At 71.9% G+C, this 14,262-nt stretch carries 9 protein-coding genes; 5 read left to right on the top strand and 4 right to left on the bottom strand.

The features are described from left to right. Window positions 1-15: 15 nt before the first annotated feature. Entirely contained in the window at window positions 16-534 is a 519-nt protein-coding gene (locus AB0K52_RS04140) for a MarR family transcriptional regulator (RefSeq protein WP_363525857.1), read from the bottom strand. A gap of 91 nt (window positions 535-625) precedes the next feature. Between AB0K52_RS04140 and AB0K52_RS04145 the strand changes: the two genes are divergently transcribed. From AB0K52_RS04145 to AB0K52_RS04165, 5 genes are all read left to right on the top strand, one after another. After that, window positions 626-1,552, top strand: a complete 927-nt coding sequence (locus tag AB0K52_RS04145) for an ABC transporter ATP-binding protein (protein WP_363525860.1) — start codon at window positions 626-628, stop codon at window positions 1,550-1,552. Beyond that, a complete protein-coding gene (locus AB0K52_RS04150) occupies window positions 1,549-3,186 on the top strand; it encodes an ABC transporter permease (RefSeq protein ID WP_363525862.1) in 1,638 nt (545 codons plus the stop codon). Before AB0K52_RS04145 ends, AB0K52_RS04150 begins: the two co-directional genes overlap by 4 nt. A 133-nt stretch (window positions 3,187-3,319) precedes the next feature. Beyond that, entirely contained in the window at window positions 3,320-6,427 is a 3,108-nt protein-coding gene (locus tag AB0K52_RS04155; RefSeq protein WP_363525865.1) for an ATP-dependent DNA helicase, read from the top strand. Next, the gene (locus AB0K52_RS04160; RefSeq protein ID WP_363525868.1) at window positions 6,420-9,503 is read left to right on the top strand and encodes a UvrD-helicase domain-containing protein; all 3,084 of its coding nucleotides are present in this window, start codon (window positions 6,420-6,422) and stop codon (window positions 9,501-9,503) included. The genes AB0K52_RS04155 and AB0K52_RS04160 overlap by 8 nt, the downstream gene beginning before the upstream one ends. 142 nt (window positions 9,504-9,645) lie before the next feature. Then, a complete protein-coding gene (locus AB0K52_RS04165; RefSeq protein WP_363525871.1) occupies window positions 9,646-10,125 on the top strand; it encodes a DUF4878 domain-containing protein in 480 nt (159 codons plus the stop codon). 110 nt (window positions 10,126-10,235) lie between these two features. On the opposite strand, the gene AB0K52_RS04170 is transcribed toward AB0K52_RS04165, so the two are convergent. The 3 genes from AB0K52_RS04170 to ileS all read right to left on the bottom strand — a co-directional run bounded on the left by AB0K52_RS04170 (window position 10,236) and on the right by ileS (window position 14,090). Then, the gene (locus AB0K52_RS04170; RefSeq protein ID WP_363525874.1) at window positions 10,236-10,622 is read right to left on the bottom strand and encodes a type II toxin-antitoxin system death-on-curing family toxin; all 387 of its coding nucleotides are present in this window, start codon (window positions 10,620-10,622) and stop codon (window positions 10,236-10,238) included. Continuing rightward, window positions 10,622-10,822 carry a hypothetical protein gene (locus AB0K52_RS04175; RefSeq protein ID WP_363525877.1) on the bottom strand — a complete coding sequence of 67 codons (201 nt, stop codon included), beginning with the start codon at window positions 10,820-10,822 and terminating at the stop codon, window positions 10,622-10,624. The genes AB0K52_RS04170 and AB0K52_RS04175 overlap by 1 nt, the downstream gene beginning before the upstream one ends. A 124-nt stretch (window positions 10,823-10,946) precedes the next feature. Beyond that, entirely contained in the window at window positions 10,947-14,090 is a 3,144-nt protein-coding gene (ileS, locus tag AB0K52_RS04180; protein WP_363525880.1) for an isoleucine--tRNA ligase, read from the bottom strand. Window positions 14,091-14,262 lie beyond the last annotated feature (172 nt).

Consider the following 14,262-nt stretch of genomic DNA (forward strand, 5'->3'; position numbering starts at 1 on the left):
GAGCGGTATGCCCCGTCACTCTCGCGGCGGCGCCGCGCGACTTCGCGCCGCGTACGCTGCGACGAGCTCGGTGCGCCGCTCGTTCCAGCGGCGCCGCATCTGCGCCATCTGGTGGTCGACGAACTCCATGAACGCGGCGGTCTGCACGAGCCGGTCGCGGCCGGGTCCCTCGGGCAGCGTCTCGATGCCGTGGAGCGCGAGGTCGCGGTAGCGGTTGATGACCGGGGAGCGGTCGAGCATGATCGAGCCCCAGATGTCATCGTCGTTGAGGCGGTAGACGTCGGCCCGGGTGGAGGGGCGGCGGCCCTTGATGAGCAGCCCGGCGGTGGTCAGCTCGCGCACGGCGCCGGAGACGGCCGCGAGGCTGATGCCCAGGCCTTCGGCGACTTCGGCGGCGGTGTAGGTGTCCGCGTCGTCGACGAGGACGTAGGAGAACACCCGCGCGGTCATGCGCTGCAGGCCGCTGTCGTTGAGGATCGCGGCGAACTGCTCCACGTACTCCAGCACGTCCTTGCGCTCGGTGTCCTGTCCCATCGATCCCCCGTCGTCGTCCTCGTGCCCAACATGATAGCCGGAGCCGCTATAAGTTTTACAAATTCATGAAATCTGTGATAGCTTGAGCGACATGAATGCAGTGATCCGCACCGAGGGCCTGGTCAAGCGCTTCGGGCACGTGACCGCCCTCGACCGTCTCGACCTCGAAGTGACCCAAGGGGAGACACACGGCTTCCTCGGACCGAACGGCGCCGGGAAGTCCACCGCCATCCGCGTCCTGCTCGGGATGCTCCGCTCCGACGAGGGCCGCGCCGAGCTCTTCGGCGCCGACCCCTGGAAGGACGCCGCCACGCTCCACAAGCGACTCGCGTACGTCCCCGGCGACGTCGCCCTCTGGCCCGGCCTCACCGGCGGCGAGACCATCGACCTCCTCGGCCGCCTGCGCGGCGGCATCGACAAGGCCAAACGCGACGAGCTGCTCGAGCGCTTCGACCTCGACCCGCGCAAGAAGGGCCGCTCCTACTCCAAGGGCAACCGGCAGAAGGTCGCGCTCGTCGCCGCGTTCGCCGCCGACGTCGACCTGCTCCTGCTCGACGAGCCCACGTCGGGCCTCGACCCGCTCATGGGCGCGGTCTTCAACGAATGCGTCAAGGAGGCCTCGGCCGCCGGGCGCACCGTGCTCCTCTCGAGCCACATCATGAGTGAGGTCGAAGCCCTCTGCGACCGGGTGAGCATCATCCGCAAGGGCGTCGTCGTCGAGACCGGCACCCTCGCCGAGATGCGGCACTTCTCCCGCTCGCGCCTGCGCGCCGCCCTCAAGCACCCCGTGCGCGGCCTCGAAGACCACGAGGGCGTGCACGACCTCAGAGTCGACGGCCTCGACATCGAGTGCAGCGTCGACGCCGCGGCGCTCGACGACGTGCTCGCGCAGCTCGCCGTCGCCGGCGTCGCCGGCCTCACCTGCGAGCCGCCCTCGCTCGAGGAGATCTTCCTGCGCTTCTACGGCGACGAGCTCGCCGCCTCCGGCGTCCCGAACGGTCAGGGGAACGGGTCATGACCACCGCGGTAGCGCAGATCGAAGACCGCCTCAGCACCGTCGCCGGAACCGGGAAGATGCTGCGGTTCTACCTGCGCCGCAGCCGCGTCTTCCTCATCGGCTGGCTCGGCGGCATGACCGCCTTCAGCTGGATGATGTCCGTGTCCCTGCCCGAGCTCTACCCCGACCCCGCGGCGCGCGCCGAGTCGGCGGCCCTGCTCGACTCGCCCGCGATGCGGTTCATGACCGGACCGGTCGAGTACATCGACGCCTACGCCGACTCCGTCGGCGCCATGTTCGCGCACCAGATGCTCATGTGGTCGCTCGCGGTCACCGGCGTCATGTTCATCCTGCTCATCACCAGGCTCACCCGCGCCGACGAGGAGACCTCCCGCTCGGAGGTCGTCCGCTCACTGCCCGTGGGCCGCCGCGCCGACCTGGCCGCGGCCCTGTGGCTGTCCCTCATCGCGGCCGTCGCGCTCGGCGCGCTCACCACGCTCACCGTCGCCGGACTCGACGGCACCGAGTTCAGCCAAGCCGTTCTATACGGCCTGACGTTCACCGCCACGGGCGTCTCGTTCGCCGCGATCACGGCCGTCTGCGCCCAGCTCGGCAGCTACGGCTCCACGGCGAACGGCCTCGCGTTCGCCGTCCTCGGCTTCGCGTTCCTCACCGCCGGGGCCGGGTACGCGCAGGAGAGCGCACTCTCCTGGCTCTCGCCGATCGGCTGGCCGGAACTGACCTTCGTCTACACCGCCGAGCAGCGGTGGTGGCCGCTCGCGGTGGCCGCGGGCGTCTCGGCGGCGCTCGTCTGGCTCGCGTTCGCCCTCGTCGCCAAGCGCGACTTCGGCGCGGGCATGCTGCCGGCCCGTCCCGGCCGCGCCACCGCCAAGGCCGGCCTCGACTCGGCGACGGCCCTGACGTTCCGGCTCACCAAGGGCCTGCTCGTGACCGCCGCCATCAGCATGCTGCTGCTCGGCCTCACCTACGGCTCGGTCCTCGGCAGTGCCGACGAGTTCCTCGAGGGCATGTCCGAGACCCAGCGTGAAGTCCTCACCCGCGGCAGCGACGCGGCCGCCGAAGACTCGTTCGCGGTCACGGTGACCCAGATCCAGGGGTTCTTCGCGCTGATCTTCGCGCTGCTGGTCATCGGCCGGGCGCGCAAGGAGGAGACGGGCGGCCGCGGCGAGCTCCTCGCCGCCTCGCCGGTGGCCCGCTCGGGCTGGCCGGGCTCGTACTTCGCGGCCGCCCTGGTCAACGGCACCGCCGGCACGCTGCTCGGCGGGCTCGGGCTGTCCCTGGTGGGGGCGAGCTCGCTCGGCTGGGACACGTTCGGGAAGCTCGTGCTCGCCCAACTGAACTACCTGCCCCCGGTGTGGGTCGTGATCGCAGCCGCGTTCGCGCTGCTGGGATGGGCGCCGCGTGTCGGCGCGCTGCGCTGGCTGCTGTGGCTGTACGTGTTCATCATCGGCTACTTCGGCGCGGTCCTCGACCTCCCCGACTGGGTCGGGAAGCTATCGCCGTTCGAGCACGTCGCCGAGTACCCGCTCGAAGACATGGACTGGCTCGTGCTCGCGGTCCTCACCGCTGTCGCGGCGGCGATCGCCGCGCTCGGCTTCGCGGGCGTCCGCCGCCGCGACCTCCACTTCAACTGAGACTGCTACACCAAGGAAACCGGGCGCCGCCGGTCCCGTCCCGGGGCCGGCGGCGCCGCTCCGCGCCGTGGCGCGGTCGGCTTCCGGGCGGTGTTGTCGTACCCCTGTGGTTCGCTGTGTTTCCATGGGCAACGTGTCCGATCTCAGGTTCGAGCTCACCGACCCGCCCGAGGCCGCAGCAGGCAGGGCCGCTCTCGAGCGAGCTCTCCTGGACCCTGCCCAGCTGGCGGTGGTCGAGCACGCCGCCGGGCCGCTGCTCGTGCGCGGCGGGCCGGGCACCGGAAAGACGGAGGCGCTGCTGCGCGCCGTCGCCGCGAAAGTCGAGGCTGGGGTCGACCCGGCCTCGATCCTCGTGTTCGGGCTGCGCCGCCAGGACACCGCGCACCTGCGCACCCGCCTGAACGCGGCCACCGCGGGGCTCTCGGCCGCAGAAGTGGGCGTGTACACGTTCGCGGCGTTCGCGTTCGCGCTGCTGCGCAGCTCGGCCGTCGCCGCGGGCCGGGACGAGCCGCGGCTGCTCACCGGCCCCGAAGCGGACGCGCTCATCCGGTCGATGCTCGAGGGCGAGGACTTCGGCTGGCCGCACGGCTTCGACGAGGCGGTGCGCACGTACGCGTTCGCGCAGCAGTTGCGCGACCTCGTGCTGCGCTGCGGCGAGCGCGGCCTGTCCGCGCCCGAGCTGACCCGGCTCGGCGGCGAGCACGACCGTCCGGAATGGACTGCCGCCGCGCGCTTCTACGACCGCTACGTGACCACCCTCGCGCTCCAGTCGATGTCGAGCGCCCTCTACGACTCCGCCGAGATCGTCCGCGCCGCCGCGTCCGCACTGCGCCGCGACCCCGAGCTGTTCCCCAGGCCCGCTTGGGTGTTCGTGGACGACCTGCAGGACGCCACGCCCGCGCACCTGCGGCTGCTCGAACTCCTCGCCGGGGACGGCGCGAACCTCGTCGCCGCCGGCACCCCCGACGCGGCCGTCTTCGGCTACCAGGGCGGCGACCCGGAGTCGGTGCGGGACTTCCCGTTCCGCTTCCCCGCGCGCGACGGGAGCGAGGCGGCCACCCTGCAGCTCGACGACACGCACGACGTGGCGCTCGCGCCGCTCGCCGCCACCACCGCCCTCTCGCGGCGGCTGCGCGGCCACGACCGGGACCGCAAGCGCGGCACCGCCTCCGAGGAGCAGGGCCGCGTCGACGTGGTCTACCTGCCCTCGCCCACCCGCGAGGCCGTGTACCTCGCCGACGTCGCCCGCCGCTCGCACCTGCTCGACGGGGTCCCCTACGGCGACATGGCAGTCGTCGTGAAATCCGCGTCGGAGATCCCGCGGCTGCGCCGGGCCATGCAGCACGCCGGCGTCCCGACCCGCCAGGCCGCCGACGACGTGCCGCTCCCCGCCCACCCCACCGTCCGCAACCTGCTGCACCTCGTGCTCGTCGGGCGCGGGCGCGAGCGCCTGGACGAGACGAACGCGGCCGGGCTGCTGCACTCCGCGTACGGCGGCGCGGACCCGTTCGAGGAGCGGCGCCTGCGCCAGGAGCTGCGGCGCCTCGCCGTCGCCGCCGACAACTTCTCCCCCGGCGCCGACCTCCTCGTCGAGACCCTGCGCGACCCCGAGCGCACGGCCGCCCTGCCCGACGAGGACTGGGCCGAGCCCGCGCGGCGGCTCGGCGCCCTCTTCGCGGCCGCCCGCGAGGGCACCGGCCTCAGCGGCACCCTGTGGGCGGTGTGGGAGGCCTCCGGGATGGGCGAGCGGCTCAAGCGGCGCGCACTCTCCGGGGACCGGCGGGCGCAGCGCGCCGACGCCGAACTCGACGCCGTGATCGCCCTGTTCGACCTCGCCGCCGACTACGAGTCGAAGCAGCCCGGCGCGGGCGTCGAAGTGTTCTGCGAGCACGTGCTGCACCAGCAGCTGCCCGGCGACTTCCTCTCCGCGCGCGCCGAACTTGGCGACGCGGTGACCCTCGCGACCGCGCACGCCGCGCACGGGCGGCGCTGGGAGTTCGTGGTCGTCGCGGGCGCCCAGGAGGGCTCGTGGCCGAACCTGCGCCCGCGCGGCTCGCTCCTCGGCGCCGAAGCGCTCGTGGACGTCCTCGACGGCCGCGCCGACGTCGACCAGGTCGCGCAGCTCCTCGACGAGGAGCGCCGCCTCTTCTACAACGCGTGCACCCGGGCCCGGGTCAGGCTGCTCGTGACCGCCGTCGACTCCGAAGAGGCGCAGCCGAGCCGGTTCAGCGCCGAACTCGGCGTCGAACCCGCCGCCGCGCCCCGCCGCGGCCGTCCCCTCAGCCTCGCCTCCCTCACGGCGCGGCTGCGCGAAGCGGTCGTCGACTCCGGCCACGCCGAACGCGACGCCGCCGCCGCGGCCCTGCGCCGCCTCGCCGACGCCGACGTTCCCGGCGCGGACCCCGCGAAATGGTGGGGCCTCGCCGCGGTCTCCGACGAACGCGCGCTCGCCCTCGCCGGAGAGACCATCCGCATCTCACCGTCCCAAGTGGAGAAGACCCAGCAGTGCGGCCTCCGGTGGGTCCTCGAGGCGCACGGCGGCGACTCCGGCGACCTCCTCCCCCGCCACCTCGGCACCCTCCTCCACGCCGCCGCCGAAGCCGTCACCGCCGACCCCGCCGCCGACCCCGCCACGGTGATGGAACAGGTCGTCGGCGAGCACTTCGACCGCCTCCCGTTCGAAGCGCCCTGGCACGCCGAGCAGCAGCGCCAGCGCGTCTCCGGCGCCGTCGAGCGCTTCGCGAAATGGCTCAGCGCCAACCGCAGAGAACTCATCGGCGCCGAACGGTCCTTCCGGATCAAGCTCGAAGTCGGGCCGCCGGGCGTCGAAGTGGTCATGTCCGGGCAGATCGACCGGCTCGAACGCGACGGCGACGGCCGCCTCTACGTCGTCGACCTCAAGACCGGGAAGAGCGCGGTCTCCAAGGCCGACGCGCAGACGAACCCGCAGCTGGGCATCTACCAGCTCGCGATCGCCGAGGGCGCGTTCGCGGAGGGCTCGGAGCCGGGCGGGGCCGAGCTCGTGTACCCGAACGCGAAGGGCGCCAGCGCGGTCGCCCGCCAGCAGGGGCCGCTCGGGGAGCACGAGAACCCCGATTGGGCGCGGGAGCTCGCCGGGGACACGGCCGTGCGCATGGCCGGCTCGGTGTTCGAGGCCCGCAACACCAGCAAATGCGAGACATGCTCGGTGAAGCGGTGCTGCCCGATCGCCGACGAGGGACGGCAGGTGACCGATGAGTGAGCGCTACACGGCCGTGGGCCTGGCCAACCGGCTCGGAACCCCCACGCCCACACCGGAACAGGCCCAAGTGATCGAGGCCGGGCGCGACCCGATGCTCGTCGTCGCCGGCGCCGGCTCGGGCAAGACCACGACGATGGCCGACCGGGTCGTGTGGCTCATCGCCAACCGGGTCGCCCGGCCCGAGCACATCCTCGGCCTCACCTTCACACGCAAAGCCGCGGCCGAACTCGCCGCGCGCGTGCGCGACAAGCTGCGCCGGCTCACCGAGTCGATCCCCGAACTCGCCGACCTGCACGGCGAGCCCACGGTCTCCACGTACAACGCCTATGCGGGGAGCCTCGTCGCCGAGCACGGGCTGCGCATCGGCATCGAGCCGGGGACACGGGTCATCACCGACACGGGCCGGTGGCAGATCGCGCGGGACCTGGTGTGCGCGTGGGACGGCCCGATGAGCGAGTTCGACGTGGGCGTCGACAAGGTCACCGAGCAGGTGCTGCAGCTCGCGGGGCAGCTCGCCGAGCACCTGCGGGACGGGGACGACCTGCGCGCGTTCGACCGCTCGCTCCACGAGACCCTGGCCGAGCGGCAGGGGAACCGGCAGTCGAACGACCAGTTCCGGGCGTTGATGTCGCTGCGGCGCAAACGGGAGCAGCTGCTGCCGCTCGTCGAGTCCTGGGACCGGCGCAAGCGCGAACTCGGCGTGATGGACTTCGCCGACCAGCTCTCGCTCGCCGCGCAGCTGGTCGCGGGCGCGCCCGAGATCATCAAGACCGAGCGCGAGCGGTGGCGGGTGGTGCTCCTCGACGAGTACCAGGACACGTCGTATTCGCAGGTGGCCCTGCTGCGGGACCTGTTCGGGGGCGGGCATCCGGTGACGGCCGTGGGCGACCCGAACCAGTCCATCTACTCGTGGCGCGGCGCCTCCGCCGGGACGCTCATGCGCTTCCCCTCCGACTTCCCCACGCCCGCAGGGGCACCCGCGAAACGCGTCGAGCTGACGAAGTCGTGGCGCAACCGGGCCGAGATCCTCGCGGTCGCGAACCAGGTCTCCGAGCCGCTGCGCGCGGGCGACATCCGGCCCCTCGAAGCGGGCGTCGACGGCCCGGGCCTGGTGCGGGCCGCCATGCACCTCACGGTCGCCGACGAGGCCGACTGGCTGGCCGCGAACCTCAAGGTCATCCGGGACGCCGTCGACGACGAGCGGCGCGCCAAGGACGGCGACGCCGCGAAGCCGGTCGAGGCGGCCGTCCTGGTGCGCAAGCGCCGCCAGATCCCGGCCCTGCACCGGGCGCTGACGGCGACCGGACTGCCGGTCGAGGTGGTCGGGTCGCTCGGGCTGCTCTTCCATCCCGAAGTGGCCGAAGCGGTCGCGATGCTCCGCGCCGCCGCCGACCCCACGGACGGGCCGTCCCTGATGCGGCTCCTCGCGGGGAACCGGTGGCGCATCGGCCCGCGCGACATCGCGGGCCTGTGGGCGCGCGCCCGCGAGCTCGCCCCCGACACGCGGGGGTTCGAGCCGGACGCGGGGCGCGAGGCGGAGGCGTCGCTGGCGGACGCGCTGGCCGATCCGGGTCCGGCGGAGCGCTACTCGGCGCTGGGGTACCTGCGGTTCGCGCAGTTGCACGAGGAGTTGGCGTGGATCCGCGGGCGTTTGGGGCAGAGCCTGCCCGACGTGGTGGGCGATGTGATCGCGCATTCGGGGCTCGACGTCGAGGTGATGCTGCACCACGGCGACCTGTCGAATCTCGACGAGTTCGTGGACATCGCGGCGGCGTACGAGAACGACACGAGCGGGGCGAGCGTCCCGGGTTTCCTGTCGTACCTGGAGACGGCGGCGGAGCGGGAGCGCGGCCTGACGGTGGAGGGCGCTTCCCCGGCGGGCGGGGTGGTGCAGCTGATGACGGTGCACGCCGCGAAGGGCCTGGAGTGGGACGTGGTGGCGGTGCCGGGGCTGTGCGAGGGCATCCTGCCGGGCAAGGTGAAGGGCGACCAGACGTGGGTGAGCGACGCGGCGCGGCTGCCGTATCCGCTGCGCGGTGACGCCGAGAACCTGCCGGTGCTGTACCTCGAGGAGGCGACGGTGCCTTCGGAGGTGAAAGGGGCCGTTGAGGATTTCAAGCGCGACGACGAGGAGGCGCGGCTCGAGGAGGAGCGGCGGCTCGCGTATGTGGCGTTGACGCGGGCGCGGCAGGCGCTGCTGGCGTCGGGGTACTGGTGGGAGGCCGAGCGGCGGCAGCCGCGCAAGACCGCGCCCTATTTGAACGAGGCGGTGGCGGCGGGCGCGGAGGCGACGGTGTGGGCCGACCCGGGGCCGACTAATCCGCTCGAGGAGGACGCGCGCACGGTCGAGTGGCCGAGCAAGGCGCCCTTGGGTTCGCGGCAGGAGGCGTTCGCCGAGGCGGCCGATCTGGTGCTGGCGGTGCCCGACTCGCTGGGTGTGGAAGGCCCGCAGGCGAGCGCCTGGCACGACGAGGCCGCGCTGCTCCTCGCCGAACGCGCGGAACGGGAGTCGGGCGTGGTGAGGCTCCCTCGCCCGCAGCGGCTCTCCACCTCCCAGCTGATGGCGATGCGCGCCGACGAAGCGGCCTTCGCGGCCGAGCGCCGCCGCCCGATGCCGGTCCCGCCGCGTCCGGCGACCCAGCGCGGCACCGAGTTCCACGCCTGGGTGGAGGAGTTCTTCGGCGGCGGCACCCTCTTCGACCCGGCCGACCTCCCGGGCGCGTCCGACCCGGTCGGCCCCGACGCCGACCTCGACCGCCTCAAAGCCGCCTTCCGCGACTCGGCCTGGGCGAAGCGCCGCATCGCGGCCCAAGAGGTCCCGTTCGTCATCGACTTCGAGGGCACCGTCGTCCGCGGCCGCATCGACGCGGTCTTCTACGGGGAGTCGGGCGGGTACGACATCGTCGACTGGAAGACCGGCCGCCCCCCGCAGGGCGAAGCGGCCGCCCACGCCGCCCTCCAACTCAAGGTCTACCGCAAGGCCTGGGCCCGCCTCCAAGACATCGACGAGTCCGAGGTCCGCGCGGCCTTCCACTACATAGCCGCCGACCACACCTGGTGGCCCGGCCTCGATTAAGGCGCCGGCCCTGCGGCGTTCGCGGCGGCGTCGCCGCCGATTTGCAGCGCGCCGCTACTGTGGTCGCTGTTCCCGGGGCCGGGCCCATACCGGCCTCCGGTCCCGCCCGGGCCGCGATGGGAACCCTTGCTGATTGGAACCCATGAACACTGAGATGACGCCCCGCCGTGCCCGCCGCGCCACCGCCCTCCTCGGGGGCGCGTTCGCCGCCGTCCTCGCCCTGTCCGCGTGCGGCGGCAACTCCGACACGCCTGGCGGCGCGGTCGAGAACTTCCTCGACAACGGCGCCAAGGACCTCGTCGACGCGATGACGGACGGCGACGCCGACAAGGCCGGTGAAGTGGCCGAAGAGTACTTCTGCGGCGACGACGTCGCCAGCGTCAAGGAGGCCGCCGGCATGTTCGCTGACCTCTCCGAGGAGGAGCGCAAGCAGGCCTTGGAGATGGCCGATGACGCGCTCTCCGAGGTCGACGACATGGAATACGAGCTCGGCGAGGTCAAGGAAGAGGGCGACACCGCGACGGTCGAGGTCTCCATCACCGCCGGAGGCGAGACCACCGACGAGACCATCGACCTGGTGAAGGAAGACGACGCCTGGAAGATCTGCGGCTGGATGGCCTAGTCGACCAAGCGAAGGGGCCCGGCGAGCATCGCTCGCCGGGCCCCTGCCGATTCGTATGACCGCGATATCGACGGCCGCGACCTCGCCGCCGGTCGCGGCAACCCGGGCGATCAGTCGACGAGGAGTTCCGACAGGCGGTCGGCCAGCTTGCCGACTTCGGAGAGCGATCCGGATGCGATCGCGATGACCAGGTCGTAAGCGCGGTCCTCGATGACCTCGGGATCGCCCAGACGCACGCCGTTGAGTTCGAGGAACGTCGCGGCCGCCAGGAAGCCGAGGCGCTTGTTGCCATCGACGAGCGGGTGGTTCGAGACGATCGAGTGCAGGAGCGCCGCCGCCTTCTCGAGGAGCGACTCATAGGCCTCGGTCCCGAACACGACCGTCCCGGGCCGGGCGGCAGCCGACTCCAGCAGCCCGAGGTCGCGGATGGCGACCTGCGGGCCCGCCGCGATCTTCGCGATCCCCACCAGCTCCTCGGCCGACAGGTAGCGGGGCACTACTCGCCCAACCGGGTCATAAGCTTGGCGTGACGCTCGGCGATACCTTCGGCGACCGAGCGGACATGATCGCGCCCCCGCCGCTCCATCCACTCGGCGATCGCGGTTTCAGCAGCGCCGTTCATCGAGAGCCCGGCCGCCTCGGCCGCCTCTCGGAACCGGTTCTCGACATCCTCGGACAGCCGCAATGTCATGGCCATGACGAAACCTCCAGTCTGGTTGCATCAATGCTACCAGTAATGCCACCAAACCGGCCGCGAGTTTTCCAGGAGCGAAACGGGTCCGGACACCTGGCGGCGTCCGGACCCTTTTCGGTTGCGGTGGCTACTGCTTCGCGACCGCGGCCTTGACCGTGGTCGCTCCGGCTTCACCGCTGGTGGCGGTGTCGGGGAGGTCGCCGAAGGCGAGGTCGAGGGCCAGGGTCTCGGCTTGGACGAAGTCGCGGTGGACTTCGATCGCGGCCGTGACGTCGGCGGCGGCGTCGAGGGTGACCGCGACGCGGTCGGTGACATCGAGGCCGGCGTCCTTGCGGGCCTGCTGGATGACGCGCACGACGTCGCGGGCCAGGCCCTCGGCGGCGAGCTCGGGGGTGACCTCGGTGTCGAGGACGATCACGCCCGCGTCGTTCGGCAGGGCCTCGGTGTGGTCGGCGTCGACCGCGACCATCGTCAGCTCGAACTCGCCGTCCTCCAGGACCACGCCGCCGGCGGTGACCGTGCCGTCCTCCACCGACCACTCGCCGGCCTTGACGGCCTTGATGACCCGCTGCACGTCCTTGCCCAGGCGCGGGCCGAGCACGCGCGGGACCAGCTTCAGGTCGGCCTTCGAGTACGCGCTCACATCGGAGTCGAACTCGACGGCCTTGACGTTCAGCTCGTCCTTGAGCAGGTCCGCGAACGGCGCGAGCCGCTCGGCGTGCCCGGTCGCCACGGTGAGCTTCGCGAGCGGCAGGCGCACGCGGAGCTTGCGGGCCTTGCGCATGAACAGGCCGACCGAGGCGATCTCGCGCACCGCGTCCATGGCCTCGACCAGGGCGTGATCGGCGGGCAGGTCCTCGGCGTCCGGCCAGTCGGCCAGGTGCACCGAGCGGCCGCCGGTGAGCCCCTTCCACACGTCCTCGGTGATGAGCGGCAGCAGCGGCGCCGCCACCTCGCACGCGGTCTTCAACGCCGTTGCGAGCGTGGCGAACCCGTCCTCGTCGCCCTCCCAGAACCGGTCGCGCGAGCGGCGCACGTACCAGTTGGTGAGGCTCTCCAGGTAGGAGCGGAACGCGGCGGTCGCGCCCGCGAGGTCGTAGTCGTCCATCATCGCGGTCATCGACTCGACCAGTTCCCGCGTCTTCGCCAGCAGGTACTTGTCGAGCCGGTGCTCGCTCGCCAGCGCGGTCGCCCGCGCCTGCTCCGGGGTCGCCTCGTAGCCGGCCGCGCCCGCGTAGAGCGTGTAGAAGTACCACACGTTCCACAGGGGCAGGACGATCTGGCGGACGGCGTCGCGGAACCCGTTCTCGGTGACCGGCATGTCGCCGCCGCGCAGGACGGGCGAGGACATGAGGAACCAGCGGACCGCGTCGGAGCCGTAGGACTCGAAGGACTCGCGCACGTCCGGGTAGTTCCGCAGGGACTTGGACATCTTCTGCCCGTCCTCGCCCAAGAGCGTGCCGTGGACGACGGCGGTGCGGAACGCGGGCCGGTCGAACAGGGCCGTGGCCAGGACGTGCAGCGTGTAGAACCAGCCGCGGGTCTGGGCGGTGTACTCGACGATGAAGTCGCCCGGGTAGTGGTGCTCGAACCAGTCGGCGTTCTCGAACGGGTAGTGGACCTGCGCGAACGGCATGGAGCCGGACTCGAACCAGCAGTCGAGGACCTCGGGGACGCGGCGCATCACGGACTCGCCCGTGGGGTCGTCCGGGTTGGGCCGGGTGAGGTCGTCGATGACCGGGCGGTGGAGGTCGGTGACCTCCACGCCGAAGTCGCGCTTGAGCTCTTCGAGCGAACCGTAGACGTCGACGCGCGGGTACTCGGGGTTGTCGCTGGTCCACACCGGGATCGGCGAGCCCCAGAAGCGGTTGCGGCTGATGTTCCAGTCGCGGGCGTTGGCGAGCCACTTGCCGAACTGGCCGTCCTGGATGTGGCCGGGCGTCCAGTCGATCTGCCGGTTGAGCTCGACCATGCGGTCGCGGAAGCGGGTGACGGCGACGAACCACGCGGACAGGGCGCGCTGGATCAGCGGCGAGCCGCAGCGCCAGCAGTGCGGGTAGTTGTGGTTGTACGTGTCGTGGCGCAGGAGCCGCTGGGTGTCCTTGAGGTCCTTGATGATGAGCTTGTTCGCCTCGAAGACGTGCACGCCCGCGTACGGGGGCACCTCCTCGGTGAACTTGCCGGAGTCGTCGACGGGCACGACCGGTTCGATGCCGGCGGCGTCGGTGACGAGCTTGTCCTCCTCACCGAAGGCGGGCGCGATGTGGACGATGCCCGTGCCGTCCTCGGTGGTGACGTAGTCGGCGGTGAGCACCTGGTGGGCGTTCTCGCGGCCGGTGAAGAAGTCGAACGGCGGGTTGTACTTGAGGCCGACGAGATCGGCGCCCTTGTAGCGGCCCACGACGTCGGCCTCGTCCCCGAGCTCGCGGGCGTACGCGCCGAGGCGGGCCTCGGCGAGCACGTAGCGGGAGCCCTCGGCCTCGACCACGACGTAGTCGACGCCGGGGTGGACGGCGGCGGCGAGGTTCGACGGCAGCGTCCACGGCGTGGTCGTCCACACCAGGAGCTTCGCGCCCTCGAGCGGGCCGGGGGTGGTGACGTCGAGGCCGACGGTCACGGCCGGGTCCTGGCGGTCCTGGTACGTGTCGTCCATCTTCGTCTCGGTCGCGGCCAGCGGCGTCTCGCACCGCCAGCAGTACCAGAGCACCCGGTAGCCCTCGTAGATGAGGCCCTTGTCGTACAGGGTCTTGAAGGCCCACATGACGCTCTCCATGTAGGTGAGGTCGAGGGTCTTGTAGTCGTTCTCGAAGTCGACCCAGCGGGCCTGGCGGGTGACGTAGTCGACCCATTCGCCCGTGAACTGGAGGACCGAGGCCTTCGCGGCCGCGTTGAAGCGGTCGACGCCGTACTCCTCGATGTCGGCCTTCGACTTGAGGCCGAGCTCCTTCTCGGTGGTGACCTCGGCGGGCATGCCGTGGGTGTCCCAGCCGAAGCGGCGCTCGACGCGCTTGCCGCGCATCGTCTGGTAGCGCGGGACGATGTCCTTGACGTAGCCGGTGAGGAGGTGCCCGTAGTGGGGCAGGCCGTTGGCGAAGGGGGGGCCGTCGTAGAAGACGAACTCGTTCGCGCCGTTCTCGCCCGCGTCGCGGGCGTCGATCGAGGCGGCGAAGGTGTCGTCCTTGGTCCAGAAGTCGAGCACGCGGCGCTCGACCTCCGGGAGGTTCGGGCTCGCGGGTACGCCCCGTGCGGGGTCGTCGAGTGGATAGGCCATAGGACCGGTGTCTCCTCACACACCTTGCGGACGTTCGGTGTGCGAGGACGAGTCCCGGCTTTTGAGGGCCCGGGCCCGCGGTACCACCTCGCTTGGCGCCCCCGCTGCTGTGAAGCCGGTGCGCCCGCTCGATTCGGCGGCGGTGACGGGCCGCGCCCGTCCGGTTCTACTG

The sequence above is a fragment of the Glycomyces sp. NPDC049804 genome, assembly GCF_040674615.1.
In the GTDB taxonomy this organism is placed as follows: Bacteria; Actinomycetota; Actinomycetes; order Mycobacteriales; family Micromonosporaceae; genus Glycomyces; species Glycomyces niveus.